The organism is Roseomonas sp. USHLN139 (assembly GCF_037145735.1).
GTDB lineage: Bacteria > Pseudomonadota > Alphaproteobacteria > Acetobacterales > Acetobacteraceae > Pseudoroseomonas.
In genome coordinates, this window is sequence record NZ_JBBCWY010000001.1 from 1,372,426 (window position 1) to 1,398,010 (window position 25,585).

Here is a 25,585-nt window from a genome sequence, read left to right on the forward strand (position 1 = left end):
AGCCGGCGGGGATGGGCAGAGCGGCCCCGGCACCCCATCTCTGGCGCCTGCAGAGAAAGGAACCCTGCCATGGCCGAGACCCAAGCCCGCGAGACCGCCCTGCTGGGCGGTGGCTGCTTCTGGTGCCTGGACGCCGCCTATCGCCAGCTGAACGGCGTGCTGGAGGTCGAATCCGGCTATGCCGGCGGCCATGTCGAGAATCCGAGCTACGAGGCGGTCTGCGGCAAGAAGACCGGCCATGCCGAGGTGGTGCGCGTCGTCTTCGACCCGGGCGTGATCTCCTATGCCGATCTGCTGCGGGTCTTCTTCACCCTGCACGACCCGACCACCAAGGACCGCCAGGGCGCCGATATCGGCCCGCAATACCGCAGCGTGATCTTCTCCACCTCCGACTCGCAGGCTGAAACGGCCCGGCAGGTCGTTGCCGAGATCGACGCCGAGGGCATCTGGTCCGACCCGATCGTCACCGAGCTGGCGCCCGAGGCGCGCTTCTGGCCGGCCGAGACAGAGCACCAGGATTATTTCGCCCGCAACCCCTGGGCCGGCTATTGCCGCGTCGTGGTGGCGCCCAAGGTCGCCAAGTTCCGGCAGAAATTCGCGGCGCGGCTGAAGAGCGCGGCGGCCTGACCAGGGGGGGCGGGGCGGCCGGCGAGGGCGGGCGGGCGGGCGGGGGAGGGTGCATCCCCCGCATCGCTGAGCGGAAGATGAATTCCCGCTCATGCCGGAACAGGAATGTTCCATTTTGTTTTGATGCGATGCAACATCAGCGGCAGGCGATGCATTGAGCATCGGGGCAGGGAGAGCTGGATCTCCCGGCCCCAGAATCGCGGACGGCGCCCTGGCATTGCCGGGCGCCGTCATCACGCTTTCCGTCCCTTTGCGGGATCGTTCCTCCCCAAACTCGGCCTGCAGAGCAATCCCGAGAGCCCAAGACTAGCAGGTCTTGTATAAGACACAAGTCTATCTTTACGGCTGCCTTGATCCCGCCACGCAGATCGTGAACACAGCCTTTACGCAACGCAGCATTCAACCGATCTCTTCCCCGTCTCCAGGAGGGCCGCCGCAGCCCATGCCCATCACCGATGCCCCGCCGCAACGGCTGGACGCCCGACCGCTCTACCGTCAGGTGGAAGACATCCTGATTGGCCGGATCGTCGGCGGCGAATGGCCGCCGGGGCACCTGCTGCCGGCCGAGCCGGACCTCGCGGCCGAGCTCGGCGTCTCGCAAGGGACGGTCCGCAAGGCGCTGGCCGGGCTGGAGCGGCGCCATTTGATCGACCGCCGCCAGGGGCGCGGCACCACGGTGGCCAAGCACACCAGCGAGACCGCGCGCTTCACCTTCTTCCGCGTCCGCGACCTCAGCGGCCGGGCGGTGGTGTCGCGCATCCTGGTCACCTCCTGCAGCCCGGGCGAGGCGGATGACTGGGAATCGGCCGCGCTGCAGCTGCCGGCCGGCGACCCGGTGGTGCGGCTGCGGCGGATTCGCCTGCTCGACGGCAGCCCGCGAATCTTCGAGCGCTGCGTGCTGCGCGCCGCCTCCTTCCCCGGATTCTCCCTGCCGCTCGGCGAGCTGACCAGCGAGCTCTATGTGCATTTCCAGCGCGCCCATGGGGTGACCATTGCCCGCGCCGAGGAGGAGCTCGCCGCCTGTGGCGCGGATGCCGAGACGGCGGCCGCGCTGGACCGTCCGCCGGGCACGCCGATGCTGATGGTTCAGCGCACCGCCTACGATGTCGCCGACCGACCGGTGGAGGTGCGGCTGTCGATGATCGACACCGCCAGCCACCGCTACGCCGTCCGACTGGACTGAGCCGGCGGCGTCTTTTCCCCCCTGATCCCCGGGCTTGCCCCTGGCGCGGTGCCGTCCGGCCGCGCGCCAAAAGCTTGCACGCCGGGGGGTGGGGTGGTAATGGCGCCGCCTTCCTTGCATTTACCGCTGACTAGCACAGCACGTTGAGAAGAGAGGCCCGGCGCCATGGCCGTTCCGAAGAAGAAGGTTTCGCCCTCCCGCCGCGGGATGCGCCGCAGCCACGAGGCCCTGTCCACCCAGGCCCATCTGGAGTGCAGCAACTGTGGTGAGCTGAAGCGCCCGCACCACATCTGCGCCTCCTGCGGCCATTATGACGGTCGTGAGGTCGTGGCCGCCGGCAAGCCCCTGAAGGCTGCGGTCCGCACCTGAGCGGCCAGACGCGCCAGGCGGAATCAGGAATGTCCCAGGTCACGCTGACCTCGGCGGCCGCCGCCTCGGCGCCCCATGCCCCGGCGCCGGCTGCTGGCTTCTCCCTGGCGATCGACGCCATGGGCGGAGACCACGCGCCGGATTCGGTGCTGGACGGTCTGGAGATCGCCGCCGAGCGGCATCCCCAGGCCCGCTTCCTGCTGGTCGGTGACGAGGCGCGGCTGCAGCCGCTGCTGGCCAAGCGGCCGCGCGCCGCCAAGGCCTGCACGATCCGGCACGCGCCGGCCTCGATTCCCGGCGACATGAAGCCGACGGCCGCGCTGCGCGTCCGCCAGTCCTCGATGCGGGTCGCCATCGACGCGGTGGCCGGCGGCGAGGCGTCGGGCGTGGTCTCGGCCGGCAATACCGGCGCGCTGATGGCGCTCGGCAAGATCGTCGTGAAGACCCTGCCCGAGATCGACCGGCCGGCGCTGGCCGCCATCGGTCCCTCGGCGCGCGGCGACGTGGTGCTGCTCGACCTCGGCGCCAATATCGTCTGCGACGCGCGCAACCTGCTCGAATTCGCGGTGATGGGCGATGCCTTCGCCCGCGCCGTGCTCGGCCTGACCGCGCCGAAGATCGGGCTGCTGAATGTCGGCAGCGAGGAGCTGAAGGGCGACGACCGCGTCCGCCTGGCGGCCGAGATGCTGCGCGACTCCATCCTGGCGCCGAATTTCCATGGCTTCGTCGAGGGCCATGACATCACCGCCGGCACCGTCGACGTGGTGGTGACCGACGGCTTCACCGGCAATGTCGCGCTGAAGACCGGCGAGGGCGCCTTCAAGCTGGTCGGCAGCCTGCTGAAGCAGGTCTTCACCTCCTCGCTCGCCGCCAAGCTCGGCTATCTGCTCGCCCGCCCGGCGCTCGACCGGCTGCGCGAATGGATGGACCCGCGCCGCTACAACGGCGCCGTGCTGATCGGGCTGAACGGCGTCGTGGTGAAGAGCCATGGCGGCACAGACGCGCTGGGCTTTGCCCATGCGGTCGACGTGGCCATGGACATGGTGACGCACCGCTTCACCGACCGCATCCGCGAGGGGCTGGCCACGCTGCCGCCGCGCGGCAAGGCGGCCGAGGCCGCGCCCGCCGGGCTCGGCGTGGCGGAGACGGGGGCGACCCCCTAACCCTTCGAGGCTGGCGCACTGGACAGCGGCTGCCGCCGCCGCGACGCTGCGCTCCCGGATATCTGGAATGCACGCCGCATGACCCCTCGCGCCATCATCGCCGGCACCGGCGGCTACCTGCCGGAGCTGGTCCTCGACAATGACAGCCTGGCGGCGAAGTACGGGCTCGACACCTCCGACGCCTGGATCCGCGAGCGCACCGGCATCCGCCAGCGCCACCTCGCCGCGCCGGGCGAGAAGGCGAGCGACATGGCCGCCGCCGCCGCCCGCGCCGCGCTGGCCCAGGCCGGCCTCGAGGCGTCGTCGGTCGATGCGGTGATCGTGGCGACGGCAACGCCGGATTCGGTCTTCCCCTCGACCGCGGTGCGGGTCCAGGCGCTGCTCGGCATCACCCAGGGCTTCGCCTTCGACATCGCCGCCGCCTGCACCGGCTTCGTCTATGCGCTCTCCGTCGCCGATGCGATGGTGCGGGCGGGCCAGTGCCGCTGCGCCCTGGTGATCGGCGCCGAGGTCTTCTCCCGCCTGCTCGACTGGAGCGACCGCGGCACCTGCGTCCTGTTCGGCGACGGCGCCGGCGCCGTGGTGCTGCGCGCCGCCGGGCCCGGCGAGGAAGGGCGCGGCGTGCTCTCCTGCCACCTGCATGCCGATGGCCGGCATGGCGACATCCTGCAGGTCGAGGGCGGTATCCTGCAGATGTCCGGCCGCGAGGTCTTCCGCCACGCCGTCTCCAAGCTGGCCTCGGTGGTCGACGAGGCGCTGGCGGCCAATGGCCTGGCAAAGTCCGACGTCGCCTGGCTGGTGCCGCACCAGGCCAATCTGCGTATCATCGACGCCATGGGTCGCAAGCTCGGCCTGCCGCCGGAGCGGGTGGTGGTGGCGGTCGACCGCCATGCCAATACCTCGGCCGCCTCGATCCCGCTGGCGCTGGCCGAGGCCACCCGCGACGGCCGCATCGCCCGCGGCGATCTGGTGCTGATGGAAGGCATCGGCGGCGGCCTGACCTGGGGTGCGGCGCTGGCCCGCTTCTGACGGCGCCCCCTGCCGCCGGACGCGATCCGGACGGCCAGAACTGATCAGGGCTGCCTCCTTCCGGAGGCGGCTTTTTTTTGGCCCCGGCTGATTCTCTATCGCGAGGGTTGAGAACGGGAACGCCTGACGAGGCAGCCAGACGAGCCGGCCACCATCGGGACCAAACTGTACCAATTTCATCTCGAACGAGAAATTCTTTAAAAACAGCATATTATTAAGGGGTGCTGAGATAGCCTGCCCATTGCGCAAATCCCTCTCATAATTGATAAATTTGGCACTTATTTCAGTTGTCCCCTCGGGCAGCAGGCCATCAGATTCTGGCGGATGGCGCCCTGCAGCAGGCCCGTGGCGCGAGCATGGGAGAATGTCTGATGGCTGACGAACCGCGTCCGGCCGGCATCCAGGCCCCGACCGCCCTCGGTACGGCGCCGGGCCAGCCGCTGCCGGCCGGCGCCGGGGCGGAAGGCACGCTGGAATGGAGCAAGCGGCCGGCCTTCCACCCCGAGGAGGGGGAGGCCGACCGGTCCGACTGGCTGGCCTTCGCCAAGAGCCTGGCGCTGATCATGGGCGTGCTGGCGGTGATCGCTTTCCTGCTGTCCCGCTGAGCGATGCACCGCTGGCTCTGCCCGCGAATCGGCCATCCTGCCGAATATGCCGGCAGAACAGCCGCTTGCTTGGAAATTTCATGAGCTTCGGACGGCCGCGGGCTCTTGGCTTGGCAGGGCCGGCGCCTGTATGGTCCGGCCGCCTTGAGGGGCGGGTCCTGCACCCGGATCTTCTCGGCCGGGGGATCGAACAAACATGCTGATCACAGTGCCGCCGGACTACCGGCCTTCGGATTCCGAAGAGTTCATGAACCCCCTCCAGCAGGAATACTTCCGCCAGAAGCTGTTGCGCTGGCGCCAGGATCTCCTGCGCGAGGCCGGCGATACTCTCGCCAGCCTGAGCGAGGGCGGCATTGCCGAGGCTGATCTGACCGACCGCGCCAGCGTCGAGACCGATCGCGCGCTCGAGCTTCGCACCCGCGACCGTGCCCGTAAGCTGATCTCGAAGATCGACCAGGCGATCGAGCGGATCAACAACGGCACCTATGGCTATTGCGAGGAGACCGGCGAGCCGATCGGCCTGCGCCGCCTCGAAGCCCGGCCGATCGCCACCCTGTCGATCGAGGCGCAGGAACGCCACGAGCGCATGGAACGCGTCCACCGCGACGACTGATCTTCCGGTCTGACGCCCGCCGATGGCGGGCGTCGCCTTCCGCAGGTTGCGGCCCGGGGCTTCAGGCCCGGAGCAGGCCGCTCCTCGGCCCGACCTGACGGCTGTCGGGGAAGGCGGCGTCCAGCGCCGCGGCCGGCAGCCGCAGATGGTCGCGGAGCAGCGTCTTGGCGACCTCCCGCAGGTCCATGCTGGGCTGCAGGTCGCGATCCTCGAACAGCCTGCCCTGGCCGAGCCCGGGCCAATCCGCCATCACCCGCCCGCCGGCCACCGCGCCGCCCAGCAGGAAGGCCGCGCCGCCGGTGCCATGGTCGGTGCCATTGTTGCCGTTGACCCGGACGGTGCGGCCGAACTCGGTCATCACCAGCACGGCGCAGTGCTTCCAGGCCTCGCCCATCTGCTCGCGCAGCGCGCCGAGCCCGGCATCGAGCTGCGCCAGCTGCCCCTTCAGCCGGTTCGGCTGCGCGGCATGGGTGTCCCAGCCGCCCATCTCCAGCGCCGCCACCCGCGGGCCATCCGCCGCCGCCAGCAGCCGCCCCGCCGAGCCGGCCAGGTACAGGAAGCCGCCGCCGCGGGTCTCCTCCTTGTCCAGCACGCCATTGGCGAAGCCGCGGGCGCGCAGCCCTTCCTGCACCGCCGGGCCCAGCAGGGGGTCGTCATGGGTGAGGTCGGCCAGCCGGGCATAGAGCTCCGCCGGCGGCGCCTCGCCGCGCGGCGGCGCGAACATGCTGACCGGCCGCGGCCCGCGCAGCAGCAGCGGCATGTCGAGGCCGAGCGCCAGCGCGGCACGCGCGCCCTGCGCGTCGGCATCCGCCGGCAGGCTCTGCAGCGCGCGGTTCAGCCAGCCGGAGGAGAGCCGGCTGTCGGCGCCGCTCTCCAGCATGTCCTGGGCGTCGAAATGGCTGCGGGTGCGATAGGGGCCGGCGATGGCATGCAGCACCAGCGCCTCGTTGGCGCGGAACATGCCATGCAGATTGGCCATCGAGGGATGCAGGCCGAAAAAGCCGCCAAGGTCGAGCACGCCGCCCTCGGCGCCGGGTTCCGGCAGGGCGAGCGTCTGGCGCAGCTCGCGGAAGGCCGGGTCGCCATAGGCCTGCACCACGGCCAACCCGTCCAGCGCACCGCGCAGCAGCACGACGACCAAGCGGGCCTCGCCGCGGCCTGAGGCGGCGGCGGTGGTGCGGGCGGGGGCGGCGATGGCCAGGCGCGACTGGCCGGCGACGGCCAGCGCCGAGAGGCCCAGCAGCAGCCCGCGGCGGCCAAGCTTCGGCAGATGGGGGGTCGTCTTGCTCATCGGCGCTGGAACTCCGGGCTGGCAAGGACAAGGGTCAGGCCGTCGCGCTGCGACCCGGCGCGGCGGGCGGCCTGCAGCGTCTCGGGCCGGGCGAGCGGGCCGAGGGTGGTCTCGGCCAGCGCCATGGGGTCGAGCCGGCTGAAGCGGCCAGCCATGTCATGCGCCTGCTCCATGCGCTGCAGCACGCCTTCGGGGGTGACCCAGTCCTCGGCCCGGTCGGGCCAGCCGATCGGGTCGGTGGCCAGCCAGATCTGCTGGCCGAGGCTGCCGGCGACGCGCAGGGCGACCGGCGCGTGCCGCGGCTCGGCGCCCAGGCCGCGCAGCGCGGCGAAGGCGAATTCCTGCGGGGTGCGCAGCTTCGCCAGCGGCTTCTGCCAGGTCTCCGGCATGTCCACCAGGGTCCGCGCCGCGGCGCCGAGGTCGCTGCGGCTGTCGCGGAGGGCGGAAAAGACCTTCTGGACGGCGGCGGGGGGCGGGGTGTCGTCGACGAAATGCCGCACCAGCTTGATCGCCAGGTGGCGCTGGGTGGATTCCTGCACGGCCAGCCAGCGCAGGGCGCGCTCGATCTCGCCGGCGCCCTCGCCGAATTCCTCGCCGAACACCCGCTTCGGGCCGGGCTCGTGCCGGTTGGCCACGAAGAGGGTGCCGGTGCCGTTGCGGCGCTGCACGGTCAGCCCGGTCAGCAGGCGGGCAAAATTCGTCACATCGGCCTGGCTGTAGCCGGCGGCGGGCGACAGCGTATGCAGCTCGAGGATCTCGCGGCCGAGATTCTCGTTCAGGCCGAGCTGGGTGCGCCGGCCGGTCGGGCTGTTCGGGCCGACCGAGGAATTCTGGTTCAGATAATAGAGCATCGCCGGATGCCAGGTCGCCGCGACCAGCATGTCGGCAAAGCTGCCGGCGATGTGCGGCCGGATGGCGCGGCGCATGTAGTCGCCGAGGAAGGGCTGGACATTGCTGCTGCGCCGGCTGGCGGTGAAATGGTTGGTCCAGAACAGGACCAGCCGCTCGCGGAAGCCGTCCGGGGTCGCCAGGCCGTGCTCGACCAGCGCCCGCATCTCCTGACGGGCCAGCACGGCGCGCGGCCGCTGGTTGCCCGGCATGGGGGTGTCGCGGGCTGCCAACTCCTCCTCCCACACCGCCATGATGTCCACCATGGTCGGCTGGTGGTCCCAGCCTTCGGGCAGGGGCAGCGGTGCCGGCTCGCGCGCCAGCTCGGCGTGCAGGGCGGCTCTGGGATCCTCCGGCAGCGGCTGGTCCGGCCGGGCGCCGAGCCCGAAGCGGAGGGCGGCATGATGGCGGCTGACATCCATGCGGCCATTTATAGCAGCCGGGCCGGGCGCTCCCTGCAACAAAGGGTGACCTGGGCGGTCCGCCAGCTAAATCCGGCGTCATCGGATTCGTGCCTGTTGCGCAACGGCATTGGCCGGATCGAGGGGGGCGATCTGGCGGCGGGACGGGGTGCTTCTGCCGCGCCGCCGTGTCTTACCGCTTGCAAAGCGGCCCGATCCGGTGCATCTGCGCCCCAACGGTGGGTGCGGTGAATCGGCCCAGGCACAGCCCTGGCCATCAGCCGCCCCGCTCGGTTCAGGAACACCGTGTGCGTTTCCGGCGGCGGCGGAAGGGATGGATTTCCCCTTTCGCAGGCGTCGGACCCGCTTAGGAAACGGTCTTCCCGGACTGGCCGTGAGAGATTTAGGCGAGCGCGCGGGACGGGAAGCCGCGCCTGGCTCGCATCACGATTCCCGCGCGGCTCGCGCCGCGACGCGTATGGAGGCCCCCGTGGCGCGCACCCCGCTCGACAAGATCCGCAATATCGGCATCACGGCGCATATCGACGCCGGCAAGACCACGACGACCGAGCGGATTCTGTATTACACCGGCAAGTCCCACAAGATCGGTGAGGTCCACGAGGGCAACACCACGACCGACTACATGGAGCAGGAGCGTGAGCGTGGCATCACGATCACCTCCGCTGCCGTGACGGCCGAGTGGAAGGGCCACCGGATCAACGTCATCGACACCCCGGGCCACATCGACTTCAACATCGAGGTCAATCGCTCGCTGCGCGTGCTCGACGGCGCGGTCTTCGTGATCGAGGGCGTGGCCGGCGTGCAGCCGCAGTCCGAGACCAACTGGCGCCTGGCCGACCGCTACAACGTGCCGCGCATCATCTACGTCAACAAGCTGGACCGCACCGGCGCCGACTTCTACCGCGCGGCCGAGACGCTGACCGAGAAGCTGGGCATCAACTGGGTGACCCTGCAGCTGCCGATCGGCATCGAGGACACGCTGAAGGGCGTGGTCGACCTGGTCGAGATGAAGGCGCTGATCTGGGAAGGCGACGAACTCGGCGCCAAGTACCATGAGACCGAGATCCCCGCCGACCTGGCCGACAAGGCCGCCGAGTACCGCCAGCTGCTGCTCGACACCGCGCTGTCGGTCGACGACGCGGCGATGGAAGAGTATTTCGACAAGGGCGACGTCTCGGTCGAGACCCTGAAGAAGTGCATCAAGAAGGGCACGATCGCCGGCACCTTCCGCCCGGTCGTCTGCGGCTCCTCCTTCAAGAACAAGGGCGTGCAGCCGCTGCTGGACGCCGTCTGCGACTACCTGCCGAGCCCGGTGGAAGTCGAGGGCATCATGGTCGCCCCCGAGGAAGGCCAGGATGAGGACGCGCCGCGCCGCATCATCGAGGTGAGCGAGACCGCCCCGTTCTCGGCGCTCGCCTTCAAGATGATCAACGACAAGTACGGCAACCTGACCTTCATCCGCGTCTATGCCGGCGTGGTGCGCCAGGGCGATACCGTCCTGAACACCGCGAAGGGCAACAAGGAACGCATCGGCCGCATGTTCCAGATGCATGCCGACAAGCGTGAGGAAGTGAAGGAGGTCTTCGCCGGCGACATCGTGGCGATCGTCGGCCTGAAGGACACCCTGACCGGCGACACCCTGGCCGATCCGGCCGATCCGGTCGTCCTCGAGCGCATGGCCTTCCCGATCCCGGTCATCGATATCTCGGTCGAGCCGAAGACCAAGGACGGCGTCGAGAAGATGACGCTCGGCCTGCAGAAGCTGGCCGGCGAGGATCCCTCGCTGCGCCTGAAGACCGACCAGGAGACCGGCCAGACCATTCTGTCTGGCATGGGCGAGCTGCATCTCGAGATCATCATCGACCGCCTGAAGCGCGAGTATGGCGTCGACGCGAACATCGGCGCCCCGCAGGTCGCCTATCGCGAGACGATCACCAAGGCGCACACCGAGACCTACACCCACAAGAAGCAGTCGGGTGGCTCGGGCCAGTTCGCCGAGGTGAAGATCACCTTCGAGCCGAAGGAGCGGAACGAGGGCATCGAGTTCGTCAATGCCGTCGTCGGCGGTTCGGTGCCGAAGGAATACATCCCGGCGGTTGACAAGGGCATCAAGGTGCAGGCCGACACCGGCGTGCTGGCCGGCTTCCCCACGGTGGACTTCAAGTTCTCCCTGGTGGACGGCAAGTACCACGACGTCGACTCCAGCGCCCTGGCCTTCGAAATCGCTGCCAAGGCCTGCTTCCGCGAAGGCATGAAGAAGGCCGGTCCGGTCATCCTCGAGCCGATCATGGACGTCGAGGTGACCACCCCGCAGGACCATGTCGGTGACGTGGTGGGCGACCTGAACCGCCGCCGTGGCGTGATCCAGAGCCAGGACATGGCCTCGACCTCGGTCATCGTCCGCGCCCATGTGCCGCTGAAGGAGATGTTCGGCTACATTTCCAACCTGCGTGGCATGACGAAGGGCCGTGCGTCCTTCTCCATGCAGTTCCACCACTACGATCCGGTGCCGCGCAACGTCGCCGACGAGATCATGAAGCAGTCGGCCTAAGGGTCGACCGACGGAGGGGCGGGCAAGCAATTGCCCGCCCCTTTCTTTTTGCGCGGGCGGCAGCGCGGACGGGGCGGCGACGGCCCTCGTTGCCCCCGGCCTGGCCTCGCTAGGAGGGCAGGCAGCGGATGATGTCCCGGTGTCCGCGGGCCAGCACCGGCTTGGTTCCCTCGGGGCAGGTATTGGCCGCCTGCCGGGTGGCCGGCTGCAGCCCCTGGTCCCAGGGCGTCCGGTCGATCCCGCGGTCGCAGCGCCCCGGCACCCCCTTCACCGGCGAGCCGCCATTCGGGCAGAGCCAGCGGCGGATCGCCTCCAGCTGGGCGGCGTTCGGCCGGCGGATCGGCTCGGCCAGGGCGGGAGCAAGGCTGCCGGCCAGCAGGGAAGCGGCGAGGGCGAGGCAGGCGAGGGGGCGCATGCCTGCCGATATAGGCCATCCTGCCGGCCCGAGACATCCTGGCACGCTTCGTTGCAGGGTCGTGGCGCCGATTGCCCTTGAACTCCCCCGCATTCAGGGCAACATCGCGTCCATGGACCCGCGACATTCCAACCGCCCCGTGCTGGACATGACCCCGGAGGGCGAGTTCCGTGACCCGGCGCCGCGCCCGGGCACCTGGCTGGACCGCCTGCTGGTCCGGCTGGGGGGTGCCGCCGCGCTGGTGGCGATCTGTGCCGCCGGCATCGTGGTGGCCGGCGTGGCCCTGGCCTTCTTCGCGCTTGCGATCCCGGTGGCCATCGCCGCCGGGCTGGTGGCCTTCGGCAGCCTGTGGTGGCGCGCGCGCCGCAGCGGCGGCCTGCGCGGCTTCGCCACCATGACGCGGCGCTGAAGCCCTCTCCACCTCCCTTCACGATCACCCCCGGCCGCCTCTACGAGGTCCGGGATGACGGCCGTGTTTTCACCGAGGAAGCACCCGAGGCTCCGCCCCAGCGGGAGCGTGGCCGTGTCATCCGGGCCTGCTGGTACCTGGCCGTCGCCGCGAATGCCGTGACCATGGCGGGCGCGGCGCTCGGCTATCTGGTGGCCGGGCGCGCCGTGGCTGCCGGCTTCGGCCTGGCGGTGCTGCTCAGCCTGCCGCTGCTGGCCGTCGCCCCGCTGCTGGACTGGCGGCGGCAGCGTGGCCGCCGCCATTGGCACGACCATCGCCCCACCGGCTTCGGCTGATCCGCATCAGCCCTGGCCGTTGCGCTGGCGATAGCCCAGCGCCTCGGCCAGATGCGCCTTGCCGATCCGCGGGCTGCCTTCCAGATCGGCGATGCTGCGTGCCACCCGGAAGCAGCGGGTGAAGCCGCGATTAGACAGGCCCAGCTGCGCCGCCGCCTTCTCGGCCAGAGCCAGCGCCTCCGGCTCGGCTGCGGCCACCAGCGCGTCGAGCGGCGCCTCGGCATTGCAGGCTTCGGGATCGCCGGTCCGTGCCACTTGGCGGTCGCGCGCCCGCTGCACCCGCGCGGCAACCACGGCGGAGGTCTCGCCCCGCGGCGCCCGGGTCAGGGCGGCGGCCGGGATTGGCGCCATGGCCACATTCATGTCGATACGGTCGAGCAGCGGCCCGGAGAGGCGCCCCTGATAGGCCTCGGCACAGCCCGGCGCGCTGCCGCATTCCCGCCCCGCCTGGCCGAGCTGGCCGCAGCGGCAGGGATTCATCGCCGCCACCAGCTGCACCCGCGCCGGATAGCGCAGATGCGCCGCCGCGCGGCTGACCACGCAATGGCCGGATTCCAGCGGCTGGCGCAGCGCCTCCAACGCCGGGCGGATGAATTCCGGCAGCTCGTCCAGGAACAGCACGCCGTGATGCGCCAGGCTGAGCTCGCCCGGGCGCGCTCGCGGCCCGCCGCCGACCAGGGCCGCCTGGCTGGCCGAGTGATGCGGGTCACGATAGGGCGGCCTGGCCGAGACCCGGCCGCCGTCCAGCAGCCCGGCGATGCTGCGCACCATGCTGACCTCCAGCGCCTGGCGCGGGGTCAGATCCGGCAGCAGCCCGGGCAGCCGCGCCGCCAGCATCGACTTGCCGGCACCGGGCGGCCCCACCAGCAGCAGGCTGTGCCGCCCGGCCGCGGCAATCTCCAGCGCCCGCTTGGCGCTCTCCTGGCCTTTCACCTCGGCGAGGCACAGGCCGCCTTCCTCCCGCTGAGCGGGCGGCGGGGCGAGGGGCTGGCTCAGCGTGGTGCGCCCGGTCAGATGCGCGATCAGCTGCTGCAGGCTTTCCGCCGCCAGGATCTCGAGCTGGCCGGCCAGCGCCGCCTCGCCGCCCTGGCTGGCCGGGCAGATCAGCCCCTGGCCGCGCTGCACCGCGCCGAAGGCCGCCGGCAGGATGCCGCAGACCGGGCCGATGGCGCCGTCCAGCGCCAGTTCCCCCAGGGCGGAGAAGGCGAAGAGCTCCTCGGCCGGGACAATGCCCATTGCCGCCAGCAGGGCGAGCGCGATCGGCAGGTCGAAATGCGACCCCTCCTTCGGCACGCCGGCCGGCGCCAGGTTGATGGTGATGCGCTTCGGCGGCAGCGACAGGCCGAGCCCGGTGAGGGCGGCGCGCACCCGCTCGCGGCTTTCGGCCACCGCCTTGTCGGGCAGGCCGACCAGGGAGAGGGAGGGCAGGCCGGGGCCGATCTGCACCTGCACCTCGACCGGCAGGGCCTCGATGCCGGAAAAGCCGAAGCTGGAGAGTCGGATGACGGCCATGGATCGATGTCGTATCGATCATGGCCGTCCTGTTCAACCGGGAAGAGAAGGGCGGACCGGGCTTTTCACCCGAGGACGCCCCCTCCGGGTCGGGCTCAGCGGCCGAACGCGGTCAGGAAGCGCTCCAGCAGGCCGCCGATCACGCCGACATTGTAGCCGCCCTCCTGCACGATCACCGTCGGCAGGTTCAGGCCGGACAGGATCTCCGCCGACCGGGCAAAGCCGGCCTCCGTCACCTTCAGGAAGCTCAGCGGCTCGTGCTCGGAGGCATCGAAGCCGAGCGGGATCACCAGCGCCTCGGCGCCGAAGTCGCGGGCGCGCTGCGCCGCCAGGGAGACAGCGTCCAGCCAGGACGCATCCGCGGTATCGCGCGGCAGTGGCAGGTTGAGGTTGCAGCCCTCGCCCGCGCCGGCACCGCGCTCGCCGGCATGGCCGACATACCAGGGGTAATAGCCGGCCGGGTCGCCATGCACCGAGGCGGTCAGCACGTCGCCGCGGCGCCAGAAGATGCCCTGCGTGCCATTGCCATGATGCGCGTCGATGTCGATCACCGCGACCCGGGCGGCACCGGCGTCGCGCAGCGCCTGCGCGGCCAGCGCGCTGTTGTTGATGTAGCAATGCCCGCCGGCCCGCGCCGCATAGGCATGGTGCCCCGGCGGCCGCGCCAGCGCGTAGGCCGTGCCGCCGCCGGCGGCGACCTTGGCCGCCGCCAGCGCGCAGGAGGCGGCGCCGAGGATCGATTCCCAGCTGCCGGGCCCGATCGGGCAGGCGGTATCGGCGGTGTACCAGCCGGCGCGGCCGATGATGGAATCGGGCATCACCGCGCCCTGCTCCAGCATCTCGGGCGAGGGGTGCATGTTCGCCACCACCTCGGGGCCTTTCTCGGGCAGCGCCGCCCAGGCTTCGGCCGCCTCGGCGAGGAAGCCGACATAGCCGGCATCGTGCACGGCGAGCAGCGCGGCGCGGTCGACGGTGCCGGGATTCTCCACCGTGACCTGCAGCCGGTGCAGCGCGGCGAGCAGGGCCTCGGCCCGCTCCGGCACCTCGAAGTTGCGGCGGACCTGGCCGCGCTGGAGGAAGAATTGCGGCATGTGCCGCGACTGATCGGGATGGGCAAAGACGCGCATGCGCTGACGCTATGCCTGATACGCGCTCTTGTCGATCCGGCCATGGCAGGGCTAGCGTCGCGCCAGGGAAGTTTCTCGTTGGAGAATAAAATGGCGTTTTCTCGTCGCGGCCTGCTGGCCGCAGCGGCGGCTGCCCCCTTGCTCATGCGCGTGGAAGACGCGATCGCCCAGGGCATCCAGCCCAAGCGGGGCGGCACGCTGAACAGCATCGTCAATCCCGAGCCGCCGGTGCTGCATGTCGGCGTGAACAACCAGGCGCCGACGCTGATCGTCGGTGGCAAGATCTTCCAGGGCCTGCTGCGCTACGACGCCAAGCTCAATCCGATGCCGGAGCTGGCGAAAAGCTGGGAGGTCTCGGCCGACGGGCTGGAATACACCTTCCACCTGCAGGAGAACGTCAAGTTCCACGACGGCCAGCCGATGACGGCGGACGACGTGGTCTTCTCCATCATGAAGTTCCACATGGAGGTCTCGCCCCGCGCCCGCGGCGTCTTCGCCCGCATCAAGGAGGGTGTCGCGGTCAACCCGACCACCGCGAAGTTCACCCTCTCGGCGCCCTTCGAGCCCTTCCTGCTGATGTTCGACGTGACCGTTTCGGCGATCGTGCCGAAGCACCTGTTCGACGGGCAGGACTACCGCCAGGCGCCGGCGGTCTCGAAGCCGGTCGGCACCGGGCCGTTCAAATTCGTCGAGTGGCAGCGCGGCAATTTCATCCGCCTGGAGCGCTTCGCCGACTACTGGAAGCCGGGCCAGCCCTATCTGGACGCCATCATCTACCGCGTCGTGCCCGACAGCCAGAGCCGCCGCCTGGCGCTCGAATCCGGCCAGGTGCAGCTGACCCAGTCGAACGACATCGAGCCTTTCGACGTGCCGCAGATGCGCGCCCGCCCCAATCTCGAGGTGCGCACCGAGGGCTGGGAATATTTCGGCCCGCTGATGTGGGTGGAGTTCAACCATCGCGTGAAGCCGCTGGATGATGTCCGCGTCCGCCGCGCCCTGACCATGGCGGTGAACCGCGACTTCATCGCGCAGCGCCTGTGGTTCGGCATCGGCAAGCCGGCGACCGGCCCGTTCCACAGCGCGACCCGCTTCTATGACGGCAGCGCCAAGTCGGCCGCCTTTAATGTCGAGGAGGCGAAGAAGCTGCTCGACGCCGCCGGGCTGAAGCCGAACGGGCAGGGGGTGCGCTTCACCATCAAGCATATGAGCCTGCCCTACGGCGAGGTCTTCACCCGCCTCGGCGAGTTCCTGCGCCAGTCCTTCCGCCAGGTCGGCGTCGAGCTGCAGCTCGAATCCGTCGATGTCGGCACCTGGGCGCAGCGCACCGCGGCCTGGGAGTTCGACACCACCATCAACTATCTCTACCAGTACGGCGACCCAACGCTGGGCGTGGAGCGCTCCTACGTCTCCACCAACATCAAGAAGATTCTGTTCTCCAACGTCTCGGGATACAGCAATCCCAAGGTGGATGAGCTGTTCACCCAGGGGCGTGACTCGGCCGATCCCAAGGTGCGCCAGACCGCCTTCAGCGAGGTGCAGAAGGTGCTCGTCGAGGACGCGCCGCTGCTCTGGCTGCTGGAGATGTCCTTCCCCAGCATCTACGACAAGAAGCTGCAGAACGTCATCACTTCGGGCTCGGGCGTGCACGCCTGCTTCGACGACGTCTTCCTGGCCTGATGGAGCTGTCCAAGCTGCCCAGCTACCTGCTGGGCCGACTGGTGAAGGCGGCGATCGTCATCCTGGCGATCGTCGTCTGCAATTTCTTCCTGATCCATGCGGCGCCCGGTGACCCGGCCAGCATCATCGCCGGCCAGTCCGGCGCCGCCGATGCGCGCTTCCTGGAGCAGCTGCGGGCGCAGTTCGGCCTCGACCAGCCGCTCTATGTGCAGCTCTGGATCTATCTGAAAGGGGTGCTGACCCTCGATCTCGGCTTCAGCCATCGCCAGCAGGTCTCGGTCGCCTCGCTGCTCTGGGACCGGCTGCCGGCGACCCTGCTGCTGACCGGCGCGGCCTTCGTCTTCGCCGTCGTCGTCGGCGTCGCCATGGGCGCGCTGGCGGCGTTGCGCGTCGGCACCTGGGGCGATTCCATCATCACCGTGCTCGCGCTGACCTTCTATGCCACGCCGCTGTTCTGGGTCGGTCTGATGCTGGTGCTGCTGTTCAGCGTCACGCTGGAATGGCTGCCCTCCTTCGGCATGGCCTCGGTCGGCGTCGAGCTGCACGGCATCGCGGTGGTGCTCGACGTCGCCAAGCACCTGCTGCTGCCGGCACTGACCCTCGGCCTGTTCTATGTCGCGGTCTATGCCCGCCTCTCGCGCGCCACCATGCTGGAGGTGGCCGACCAGGACTTCGTCAAGACTGCCCGCGCCAAGGGCGTCCCCGAGGGCCGCATCCTGCGCCGCCACATCCTGCGCAACGCGCTGCTGCCGATCATCACCTTCGCCGGCATCCAGGCCGGGCAGCTGATCGGCGGCTCGATCCTGGTCGAGACGGTCTTCGCCTGGCCCGGCATCGGGCGGCTGGCCTTCGAGGCACTGCTGGCGCGCGACTACCAGGTGCTGATGGGCGTGTTCTTCTGCACCAGCGTCATGGTGGTGCTGTTCAACCTGATCACCGACCTGCTCTACGCGGTCGTCGATCCGCGCGTGGAGGTCTCCGCATGAAGGACTTCTGGCGCAATTTTTCTCGGAATCGTGGCGCCGTCGTCGGGCTGGTGATCCTGTTCCTGGTGCTGGTCCTCGCGGTCCTGGCGCCGGTGCTCTACCCGGGCAGCCCTTGGGACATGGCGGGGATGCCCTTCGCGCCGCCGGGCGAGGATGGCATGCTGCTCGGCACCGACAGCCTGGGCCGCGACGTCGCCGCCGGCATCGCCCATGGCGCGCGGGTTTCTCTCCTCGTCGGGGCTGTTTCAACGGTGGCTGCGCTCGCCATCGGCGTCAGCCTGGGCGCCATTGCCGGCTATCTGGGCGGCCTCGCCGATGATCTGGTGATGCGCTTCACCGAATTCTTCCAGACCATCCCGAGCTTCGTCCTCGCCATCCTGCTGGTCGCCATCTTCACGCCCAGCATCGCCTCCATCGTCTTCGCCATCGCCGTGGTCTCCTGGCCGCCGGTCGCCCGCGTCGTCCGCGCCGAGTTCCTGTCGCTCAGGTCGCGGGAGTTCGTGCAGGCTTCGGAAGTGCTCGGCAAGTCGCGGCTGTCGATCGTCATCGGCGATATCCTGCCCAATGCGCTGTCGCCGATCGTCGTGCTCTCCTCGCTCATGGTGGCCTCGGCCATCCTGCTGGAAAGCGCGCTCTCCTTCCTCGGCCTCGGCGACCCCAACATGATGTCCTGGGGTTTTCTCATTGGCTCCGGCCGCAGCGTCATCCGCATGGCCTGGTGGATGAGCGTCTTCCCCGGCATCGCCATCTTCCTCACGGTTCTCTCGCTGAACCTCGTCGGCGAAGGGCTGTCCGACGCGCTCAACCCGCGCCTGGCGCGCAACCGCGGGGGCAAGCCATGACCCGTCTGCTGACCGTCGATTCCCTGACCGTTGCCCTGCCGCAAGGCGCCGACCGGCCGCATGCGGTGGAAGATCTTTCTCTCCACCTCGATGCCGGCGAGATCCTCTGCGTCGTTGGCGAAAGCGGCTCCGGCAAGTCGATCACCGCCAACACCGTCATGGGCCTGCTGCCGAAGACGCTGAAGGTGAAGTCCGGCAGCGTCACCTTCGAGGGCGAGGCCATCCTGGGCCTTTCGGCCGAGGCGCTGCGCTCCCGCCGCGGCCGCCGCATGGCCATGGTCTTCCAGGAGCCGATGACGGCGCTGAACCCGCTGATGCGGGTCGGCGACCAGATCGCCGAGGCGCTGCAGGTGCATGGCAAGGGCGCTGACGCCAGGGCCCGCGTCCCGGAGCTGCTGGCCGCCGTCAACCTGCCCGACCCGGCGGCGCTGGCGAAGATGCATCCCTTCCGCCTCTCCGGCGGGCAGCGGCAGCGCGTGATGATCGCCATGGCGCTGGCGCTGGAGCCGGCGCTGCTGATCGCCGACGAGCCGACCACCGCGCTCGACGTGACGACGCAGATGCAGATCCTGCGGCTGATCCGCGAGATCCAGGCGCGCAAGGGCATGGGGGTGATGTTCATCACCCATGATTTCGGCGTGGTGGCCGAGATCGCCGACCGCGTTGCGGTGATGCAGCATGGCCGCATCGTCGAGCAGGGGCCGGCCGCCGAGATCCTGAACGCGCCGCAGCACCCCTATACCCGCAAGCTGATCGCCGCCGTGCCGCATGGCGACGCCGCGGCGAGGCCGGCGATACGTCCGGCCCCGGTGCTGGTGATGAAGGGGGTGGAGAAGACCTATCAGCGCGGCGGCTGGTTCGGTGTCCGCGCGGTGGTGCGCGCCGTGCACGATGCCGACTTCACCCTGAACAAGGGCGAGACGCTGGGGCTGGTCGGCGAAAGCGGCTCCGGCAAGTCGACGCTGGCCCGCTGCGTCGTCCGCCTGGTCGAGCCGGAAAAAGGCGAAATCCTGTTCCACGGCAAGGATCTGCGGCCGTTGTCGCGGCAGGGCTGGCTGCCGTTCCGCCAGCGGATCCAGATGGTGTTCCAGGACCCCTATGCCTCGCTGAACCCGCGGCGCAAGGTCGGCGACGCCATCACCGAGGGGCCGATCACCCATGGCGTCCCTCCGGCCGAGGCGCGGGAGAGGGCGCTCGACCTGCTGCGGCTGGTCAAGCTCGACCCTTCGGCGATGGAGCGCTACCCACACGAGTTCAGCGGCGGGCAGCGGCAGCGCATCGGCCTGGCCCGGGCGCTGGCGATGCAGCCCGAGCTGCTGATCGCCGACGAGCCGGTCTCGGCGCTGGACGTCTCGGTGCAGGCCCAGGTGCTGGATCTTCTCGCGGAGATCCGCCAGCGGCTGGGGCTGACCATGCTGTTCATCACCCATGACCTGCGCGTCGCGGCGCAGATCTGCGACCGCATCGCGGTGATGCAGCGGGGCGCCATCGTCGAGCTCGGTCCGACCGCGCAGGTCTTTGGCGCGCCGCAGCATGCCTATACCCGCGCGCTGCTCGACAGCATCCCCGGCCGCGACTGGACGCCGCCGGTGCTTGCCGAAACCGCCTGACGGGGCTGAACTGCGCGCCCCGTCTGTTGTTGCCCGCCTGAAGGACTGATCATGTCGACACTCGATCCCGGCGCCCGCCGCGCCATCCTCGACGCCGTGCAGGCGCTCGAGGGCGAGGCCGTGGCGGCGCTGGAGCGCCTAGTCCGCTGCCCCTCCACCCTCGGCAACGAGGCTTCGGCGCTGGAGGAGATGGCGCAGAACTATGCGGCTCTTGGCCTGGCGCCGCAGCGCGTGGCGACGCGGCCCGAGGCGCTGCAGGATCACCCCGGCTTCTCGCCGCCGCTGGTTTCCTACGAGGGTCGCGACAACGTGGTCGCCACCCACCAGCCGCGCGAGAGGAAGGGCCGCAGCCTGGTGCTGCAGGGCCATGTCGACGTGGTGCCGGTCGGCGCCGAGGACCTCTGGACCAGCCCGCCCTTCGAGCCGGTGGTGACGGGCGGCCGGATGTATGGCCGCGGTGCCGCCGACATGAAGGCGGGCTGCATCTCCAACGTGCTGGCCTTCAAGGCGCTTTCCATGGCCGGGCTGCAGCCGGCGGCCGAGGTGCAGTTCCATTCGGTGATCGAGGAGGAATGCACCGGCAATGGCGCGCTGGCCTGCATGATGGCCATGCCGAAATGCGACGCGGTGATCATTCCCGAGACCGGCGTCAGTTTTGACACCGTCTATGCCGCCGAGGTCGGCGCCATCTGGGCCTGGGTCACGGTGACCGGCCGGCCGACCCATGTCCGCGACATGCATGCCGGGGTCAATGCGATCGAGGCCGCCTATCTCATCTCCCAGCGCTTCAAGGAGTATGAGATGGCGATGAACCGGGCGGAGAACATCCACGCCGCCTTCCATGGCGTGAACCACCCGGTGAACATCAATTTCGGCACGGTGCAGGGCGGCGAGTGGAATAGTTCTGTCCCCACCCGCGCCAAGATCGGCCTGCGCGTCGGCGTCATGCTCGGCCGCAGCGCCGCCCAGGTGAAAGCCGAGATCGAAGCCCTGGTCGCCGAGATCGCGACGAACGAAAAACTGCGCGGCAGCCAGGTGAAGCTGGAATTCCAGGGCTTCATGGCCGAGGCCTGCCAGTTCGACCAGAAGGAGCCCATCGTCCAGCTGGTCCGCAACACGTTTGCGGATGTCGCCGGCCATGAGCTGCGCGAGGTCGCCATCCCGGCGCTGACCGATGGCCGCTTCTTCACCCTCTACCAGGGCACGCCGGTCGCCTGCTTCGGGCCGGAATCCGATTCCGTCCATGGCATCGACGAAAGCGTCAACCTGGCCAGCTTCCATGCCACCACGCGCACCATCGCGCTGAGCATGGCCGAATGGTGCGGCGTGGAGAGCAAGGCATGAGCACGACCAATCTTCCCGTCTCCGGCGCCCGTCTCTGGGACAGCCTGATGCGCATGGCCGAGATCGGCGGCACGGCGAAAGGCGGCTGCAACCGCCAGACCCTGACCGCGCTGGACGGCGAGGGCCGCGCCCTGCTGCAGTCCTGGGCCGAGGAACTGGGCTGCAGCGTGACCACCGACCGCGTCGGCAACATGGTGATCCGCCGGGAGGGCCGCGACCCGTCGCGCCCCGCCATCGCCATGGGCAGCCATCTCGACACCCAGCCGACGGGCGGAAAGTTCGACGGCGTGCTCGGCGTGCTGGCTGGCCTCGAGGTGCTGCGCGCCCTGCATGAATCCGGCACCGAGACCGAGGCGCCGGTGGTGCTGATCAACTGGACCAACGAGGAAGGCGCCCGCTTCGCGCCGCCGATGATGGGTAGCGGCGTCGCCATGGGCCTGTTCACCGAGGCAGAGGTGCTGGCCAAGACCGACCCTGCCGGCGCCGTCTTCGGCGAAGAGCTTCGCGCCATCGGCTGGCAGGGCCAGGCCGACCCGGCGGATCTGCAGAAGCTCCGCGCCTATTTCGAGCTGCATATCGAGCAGGGCCCGCTGCTGGAGCGCGACGGCATCCCGGTCGGCGTCGTCGATCGCGCGCTGGGCCAGCTCTGGTTCGACGTCACCGTTTCCGGCGAGGATTTCCATGCCGGCGGCGCCATGGGCCCACGCCGCGACGCCATGGTCGCCGCCGCGATCCTGGTGCAGGCGGTGGAGGAGATCGCGCTGGGCGCCGGCGGCGACGGCCGCGGCACGGTGGGCCGGCTGCTGGTGACGCCGGACAGCCGCAATGTCGTCCCCAGCCAGGTCTGGTTCAGCGTCGACTTCCGCCATGGCGACCCCGAGGCGCTTGCCTCGATGGGTCGCGCCCTGCGGGCCCGCGCCGCCGAGATCGCCCAAAAACGCGGCGTGGACATCAAGGTCACGCCCTTCTGGGAATTCCCGCTGACGCCCTTCGACGCGACGCTGGTCGAGGCGCTGCGCAGCGCCGCCCGCGGCCGCGGCCTGGCCTATCGCGACATGCCGACCGGCATCGGCCATGACGCCGTCTATGTCGCGCGCCGCCTGCCCACCGCGATGATCTTCGTGCCCTGCGAAGGCGGCATCAGCCACAACGAGGCCGAGGCCATCACCCCCGCATGGGCCGAGGCCGGGCTGGTGGTGCTCGCCGATGCCGTGCTGGCCACCGCCGGCCGCGCGAAAGGTTGACCCCGATGACCCAACCGCTCCGCCTCGCCATCGGTGGCTTCCTGCATGAAAGCCATTCCTTCGCGCCCCGCCCGGCCACCTGGGAGGATTTCCGCCAGCCCGGCGGCCTGCCCGGCTTCTGCCGCGGCGCCGGCCTGTTCGAAAGGCTGGCGCCGACCTCAATGCCGGCCGCCGGCGCCATCGCCCGCGGCCGCGAACTCGGCCACGATCTCGTCCCGCTCTCCTGGTGCTTCGCCGAGCCCGCCGGCCCGGTCACCGAGGAAGCCTTCGAGCGGATCAGCGCCTGCCTGGTCGCCGAGCTGGTGACCGCGCTGGAGGCCGGCCCGTTGGATGGCGTCTATCTCGACCTGCACGGCGCCATGGTGGCGGAAGGCTTCCCCGACGCCGAGGGCGAGCTGCTGCGCCGCGTCCGCGCCGTGGTCGGCCCGGACATGCCGCTGACCATCAGCCTGGACCCGCATGGCAACCTGACGGCGCAGATGGTGCGGCTGGTCGATGCGGCGGTGCCCTTCCGCACCTATCCGCATATCGACATGAAGGCCGCCGGCGCCCAGGCGCTGCAGCTGCTGGTCGAGCGCATCGCCCACGGAAAGCCCTTTGCCCGCGCCTTCCGCCAGGCCGACTACTGGATGCCGCTGACCATGCAATGCACCATGGTCGATCCCATGGCAGGCGTCATGGCCGAGCGCGCCAGGCTGGCCGAGCGCCCTGGCATGGTCGAGCTCGGCTTCTGCTTCGGCTTCCCCTATGCCGACTTTGCCGATTGCGGCGTGGCGCATGCTGCCTTCGCCCTCGACCAGAACACCGCCGATGCGGCGGCCGACGCCTTCCTCAAGCTGCTGCACGACCGCGAGCCCGACTTCGCCGGCGGCGCCCAGCCCGTCGCCGAGGCGGTCGCCGACGCCATCCGCCTCTCCGCCACGGCGACAAGGCCGGTCGTCCTGGCCGACACCCAGGACAATCCGGGCGGCGGCGGCCATGGCGACACCACCGGCCTGCTGGCCGAGCTGGTGGCGCAGAAGGCCGACGCCACGCTCGGCCTGATCAACGACGCCGACAGCGCGGCCGCCTGCCACGAAGCCGGCATCGGCGCGACGATCGCGCTGAAGCTGGGCGGCAAGTCGGACGGCGTGCCGCTGGCGGTCGAGGCCGAGATCCTCCGCCTCTCCGAGGGCCGCTTCACCCTGACCGGGCCGATGGGCGCCGGCAACCCGGCCGATCTCGGTCCCAGCGCGCTGATCCGTGTCGGCACCGTGAAGGTGATCGTGGTGACGCGGAAGATGCAGGCCTATGACCAGGCGCTGTTCCGCCACCTCGGCATTGAGCCGGCGCAGGAAAACATCCTCGGCCTGAAGAGCAGCGTCCACTTCCGCGCCGACTTCCAGCCGATCGCCGAGCAGGTCCTGGTCGTCGCCGCGCCCGGCCCGGTGGTGGCGGACCCGTCCTCGCTGCCGTTCCAGCACGTCCGCGAAGGCATCCGCATGCGGCCGCGCGGACGGAACGAAGGGTAAGAGAAGACAGGGATAGAGAAGGCAGGGGAGAAGGTCGGGGGAATGAATTCCCCCGAGCCCCCATCTTTTTTCTGATGACTGGCCGTTCAGGGAACTGTGCATCACCGGGATCCTCGCCAGGGCATGAGGGCGGGACGCTGAATACAAAAACAGCGCGACCTTGAAGGTCGCGCTGATGCCGGGCCGGGCCACGTTCTGTCGTCACGTGGCCATGGCAATCAGACAGAAAAATCCAGGGGAATTCATGCCCCTGGCCTACCCGAATCTAGCTTTCCAAGAACTGCCGCACCGCTTCTTCGCGCGGCATGGGCGCCACCGCGCCGTATCCCGTCGTGGCCAGCGCCGCCGCGGCGTTGGCGTAGCGCGCCGCCTCGATCGGCGTGTCACCGGCGATGGTGCGAGCCAGGAAGTTGCCGGCAAACGTGTCGCCGGCGCCGGTCGCGTCGATCGCCTTCACGATGCGGCCGGGCAGGGTGGTGCGGCTGTTGCGGTCGGCGACCATGACGCCGTCCTTGCCGAGCTTCAGGATCACCTGCGGCGCCATCTCGAGGTAGAAGTCGGCGATGGCGTCGGGGTCGTCGAGGCCGGTCAGCGCGGTCGCGTCGTCGTAGCTGGGCAGCGCGATGTCGGCCATGCGCAGCGCGGCGTGGATCGTGGCCCGCGCCCGTGGCAGCGGCCAGAGCGAGCGGCGCAGATTGGTGTCATAGGAGACGGTGACGCCGGCCTCGCGGGCGATCTCGATGGCGCGGAAGCAGGCATCCGACGCGCTGGTGGAGATCGCCTGGCTGATGCCGGAGACGTGCAGGATGCGGGCCTGGCGGATGGCCTCGGCCGGCATGTCGTCGGGCGTCATGCGCGAGGCGGCGCTGCCGACGCGGTAGAAGGTGAAGGCGTGGCCGTCGGGACCATGCGTGACGAAGTAGATGCCGGTGGGCGCGTCGGCGCGGCGCCGCACCGTGCTGGCATCGACGCCTTCATCCGCCCAGAGCTTCATGAAGCTGTCGCCGGGGGCATCCTGACCGAGCGCGGTGATGTAGCCGGCCTTCGCTCCGGCGCGCGCGGCGGCGATGGCGGCATTCGACGTGTCGCCGCCATGGCCTTCGAGATAGAGCCTGCGGCCCTGCGGGTCGGCCGGCTGCTGGTTGAATTCCAGCATCGGCTCGCCGAGGCAGAGGATATCCACCTGGCTCATGCCTGCATGATCCCGAGCGCCTCGCGCGCCGCCGCCTGTACCGCCTCGCGGTCGCCGGCGGCGATCGCCTTCTCGTCGACCAGCTTGCCGCCGATGCCGACGAAGGCGGCGCCGGCCGCGATGTATTCGCCGGCGTTGCGCGCATCGACGCCGCCGGTCGGGCAGAAGGCGATCTCGGGGAAGACGGCGCGCAGCGACTTGATATGGCCGGGGCCGCCGGCCGAGCTGGCCGGGAAGATCTTCACAACGTCGGCGCCGGCGGCGCGCGCGGCGCGCACCTCGGTCGGCGTGAAGGCGCCCATCATCAGGCAGGCGCCCGAGGCCTGGCAGGCGGCGGCCAGCGTCGGATCGACCCAGGGCGAGACGATGAAGCGCGAGCCGGCGGAGATGCATTCCTCGGCGGCGGCGGCGTTCGGCACGGTGCCGGCGCCGACCAGCAGCTTCGGGTCGGAGGCCACGTCGCGGATCACCGACAGCGCGTCGGGGATGGTCAGGGTGATCTCGAAGATGGTGATGCCGGCGTCGCGCAGCCATTCGACGGCGGTCACCGCGCGGGCGGCGGTGCTGGTGCGCACCACCGGCACGATGCGGGCGGCGCGGAAGGTCTCGATCAACGGATGCGGGGCCACGGCATTTCCAT

The 25,585-nt window shown here is 70.0% G+C and carries 24 protein-coding genes; 17 read left to right on the forward strand and 7 right to left on the reverse strand.

What is annotated here, in order from left to right; all coding sequences use genetic code 11:
- Positions 1 to 69: 69 nt before the first annotated feature.
- The 7 genes from msrA to dksA all read left to right on the forward strand — a co-directional run bounded on the left by msrA (position 70) and on the right by dksA (position 5,589).
- Positions 70 to 627: a peptide-methionine (S)-S-oxide reductase MsrA gene (gene msrA / locus WFI16_RS06345; protein WP_419896941.1), complete on the forward strand. Its 558-nt coding sequence runs from the start codon at positions 70 to 72 to the stop codon at positions 625 to 627.
- A gap of 442 nt (positions 628 to 1,069) precedes the next feature.
- Positions 1,070 to 1,810 carry a GntR family transcriptional regulator gene (locus WFI16_RS06350; protein WP_419896942.1) on the forward strand — a complete coding sequence of 247 codons (741 nt, stop codon included), beginning with the start codon at positions 1,070 to 1,072 and terminating at the stop codon, positions 1,808 to 1,810.
- Between the two features lie 165 nt (positions 1,811 to 1,975).
- Positions 1,976 to 2,179 carry a 50S ribosomal protein L32 gene (rpmF, locus tag WFI16_RS06355; protein WP_076956175.1) on the forward strand — a complete coding sequence of 68 codons (204 nt, stop codon included), beginning with the start codon at positions 1,976 to 1,978 and terminating at the stop codon, positions 2,177 to 2,179.
- A 29-nt stretch (positions 2,180 to 2,208) separates the two neighbouring features.
- A complete protein-coding gene (plsX, locus tag WFI16_RS06360; RefSeq protein WP_419896943.1) occupies positions 2,209 to 3,342 on the forward strand; it encodes a phosphate acyltransferase PlsX in 1,134 nt (377 codons plus the stop codon).
- A 78-nt stretch (positions 3,343 to 3,420) separates the two neighbouring features.
- Entirely contained in the window at positions 3,421 to 4,371 is a 951-nt protein-coding gene (locus tag WFI16_RS06365; protein WP_419896944.1) for a beta-ketoacyl-ACP synthase III, read from the forward strand.
- A gap of 371 nt (positions 4,372 to 4,742) precedes the next feature.
- The gene (locus WFI16_RS06370) at positions 4,743 to 4,976 is read left to right on the forward strand and encodes a hypothetical protein (protein ID WP_419896945.1); all 234 of its coding nucleotides are present in this window, start codon (positions 4,743 to 4,745) and stop codon (positions 4,974 to 4,976) included.
- 196 nt (positions 4,977 to 5,172) lie between these two features.
- On the forward strand, positions 5,173 to 5,589 hold the full coding sequence (gene dksA, locus WFI16_RS06375; RefSeq protein ID WP_419896946.1) for an RNA polymerase-binding protein DksA: 417 nt from the start codon (positions 5,173 to 5,175) through the stop codon (positions 5,587 to 5,589).
- A 61-nt stretch (positions 5,590 to 5,650) separates the two neighbouring features.
- Here the strand turns inward: dksA and WFI16_RS06380 are convergent, their stop codons facing one another.
- Both WFI16_RS06380 and WFI16_RS06385 read right to left on the reverse strand, forming a co-directional pair.
- Positions 5,651 to 6,880 carry a DUF1501 domain-containing protein gene (locus tag WFI16_RS06380; RefSeq protein WP_419896947.1) on the reverse strand — a complete coding sequence of 410 codons (1,230 nt, stop codon included), beginning with the start codon at positions 6,878 to 6,880 and terminating at the stop codon, positions 5,651 to 5,653.
- Positions 6,877 to 8,190 (reverse strand): DUF1800 domain-containing protein, encoded by a 1,314-nt coding sequence (locus WFI16_RS06385; RefSeq protein ID WP_419896948.1) that lies wholly within the window; start codon positions 8,188 to 8,190, stop codon positions 6,877 to 6,879. The genes WFI16_RS06380 and WFI16_RS06385 overlap by 4 nt, the downstream gene beginning before the upstream one ends.
- 457 nt (positions 8,191 to 8,647) lie before the next feature.
- On the opposite strand from WFI16_RS06385, the gene fusA reads away from it, so the two are divergent.
- Positions 8,648 to 10,741 carry an elongation factor G gene (gene fusA, locus WFI16_RS06390; protein WP_442970646.1) on the forward strand — a complete coding sequence of 698 codons (2,094 nt, stop codon included), beginning with the start codon at positions 8,648 to 8,650 and terminating at the stop codon, positions 10,739 to 10,741.
- Positions 10,742 to 10,850: 109 nt separating this feature from the next.
- Here the strand turns inward: fusA and WFI16_RS06395 are convergent, their stop codons facing one another.
- A complete protein-coding gene (locus WFI16_RS06395; RefSeq protein WP_419896950.1) occupies positions 10,851 to 11,156 on the reverse strand; it encodes a hypothetical protein in 306 nt (101 codons plus the stop codon).
- A 112-nt stretch (positions 11,157 to 11,268) separates the two neighbouring features.
- Here WFI16_RS06395 and WFI16_RS06400 point away from each other — a divergent pair, with 112 nt between their 5' ends.
- Both WFI16_RS06400 and WFI16_RS06405 read left to right on the forward strand, forming a co-directional pair.
- Positions 11,269 to 11,565, forward strand: a complete 297-nt coding sequence (locus tag WFI16_RS06400; protein WP_419896951.1) for a hypothetical protein — start codon at positions 11,269 to 11,271, stop codon at positions 11,563 to 11,565.
- Complete coding sequence (locus tag WFI16_RS06405; protein WP_419896952.1) at positions 11,508 to 11,900, forward strand: hypothetical protein; 393 nt, start codon at positions 11,508 to 11,510, stop codon at positions 11,898 to 11,900. The genes WFI16_RS06400 and WFI16_RS06405 overlap by 58 nt, the downstream gene beginning before the upstream one ends.
- A gap of 6 nt (positions 11,901 to 11,906) precedes the next feature.
- Here the strand turns inward: WFI16_RS06405 and WFI16_RS06410 are convergent, their stop codons facing one another.
- Together WFI16_RS06410 and WFI16_RS06415 are read right to left on the reverse strand one after the other, a co-directional pair.
- Positions 11,907 to 13,412, reverse strand: coding sequence for a YifB family Mg chelatase-like AAA ATPase (locus WFI16_RS06410; protein WP_419896953.1), 1,506 nt, complete (start codon positions 13,410 to 13,412; stop codon positions 11,907 to 11,909).
- 95 nt (positions 13,413 to 13,507) lie between these two features.
- Entirely contained in the window at positions 13,508 to 14,503 is a 996-nt protein-coding gene (locus WFI16_RS06415) for a histone deacetylase family protein (RefSeq protein WP_419896954.1), read from the reverse strand.
- 126 nt (positions 14,504 to 14,629) lie between these two features.
- On the opposite strand from WFI16_RS06415, the gene WFI16_RS06420 reads away from it, so the two are divergent.
- From WFI16_RS06420 to WFI16_RS06450, 7 genes are read left to right on the forward strand one after another with little or no spacing between them, the layout of a single operon-like run.
- Positions 14,630 to 16,216, forward strand: coding sequence for an ABC transporter substrate-binding protein (locus tag WFI16_RS06420; protein WP_419896955.1), 1,587 nt, complete (start codon positions 14,630 to 14,632; stop codon positions 16,214 to 16,216).
- A complete protein-coding gene (locus WFI16_RS06425; RefSeq protein ID WP_419896956.1) occupies positions 16,216 to 17,202 on the forward strand; it encodes an ABC transporter permease in 987 nt (328 codons plus the stop codon). Before WFI16_RS06420 ends, WFI16_RS06425 begins: the two co-directional genes overlap by 1 nt.
- The gene (locus WFI16_RS06430) at positions 17,199 to 18,044 is read left to right on the forward strand and encodes an ABC transporter permease (RefSeq protein ID WP_419896957.1); all 846 of its coding nucleotides are present in this window, start codon (positions 17,199 to 17,201) and stop codon (positions 18,042 to 18,044) included. The genes WFI16_RS06425 and WFI16_RS06430 overlap by 4 nt, the downstream gene beginning before the upstream one ends.
- On the forward strand, positions 18,041 to 19,654 hold the full coding sequence (locus tag WFI16_RS06435; RefSeq protein ID WP_419896958.1) for an ABC transporter ATP-binding protein: 1,614 nt from the start codon (positions 18,041 to 18,043) through the stop codon (positions 19,652 to 19,654). The genes WFI16_RS06430 and WFI16_RS06435 overlap by 4 nt, the downstream gene beginning before the upstream one ends.
- Positions 19,655 to 19,705: 51 nt before the next feature.
- A complete protein-coding gene (locus WFI16_RS06440) occupies positions 19,706 to 20,998 on the forward strand; it encodes an ArgE/DapE family deacylase (protein WP_419896959.1) in 1,293 nt (430 codons plus the stop codon).
- A complete protein-coding gene (locus WFI16_RS06445; RefSeq protein WP_419896960.1) occupies positions 20,995 to 22,242 on the forward strand; it encodes a Zn-dependent hydrolase in 1,248 nt (415 codons plus the stop codon). Before WFI16_RS06440 ends, WFI16_RS06445 begins: the two co-directional genes overlap by 4 nt.
- Positions 22,243 to 22,247: 5 nt before the next feature.
- Positions 22,248 to 23,753, forward strand: coding sequence for a M81 family metallopeptidase (locus tag WFI16_RS06450; protein WP_419896961.1), 1,506 nt, complete (start codon positions 22,248 to 22,250; stop codon positions 23,751 to 23,753).
- 265 nt (positions 23,754 to 24,018) lie between these two features.
- Here the strand turns inward: WFI16_RS06450 and WFI16_RS06455 are convergent, their stop codons facing one another.
- Positions 24,019 to 24,945 (reverse strand): sugar kinase, encoded by a 927-nt coding sequence (locus tag WFI16_RS06455; RefSeq protein ID WP_419896962.1) that lies wholly within the window; start codon positions 24,943 to 24,945, stop codon positions 24,019 to 24,021.
- Positions 24,942 to 25,574, reverse strand: a complete 633-nt coding sequence (locus WFI16_RS06460; protein WP_419896963.1) for a bifunctional 4-hydroxy-2-oxoglutarate aldolase/2-dehydro-3-deoxy-phosphogluconate aldolase — start codon at positions 25,572 to 25,574, stop codon at positions 24,942 to 24,944. Before WFI16_RS06460 ends, WFI16_RS06455 begins: the two co-directional genes overlap by 4 nt.
- Between the last annotated feature and the right edge of the window lie 11 nt (positions 25,575 to 25,585).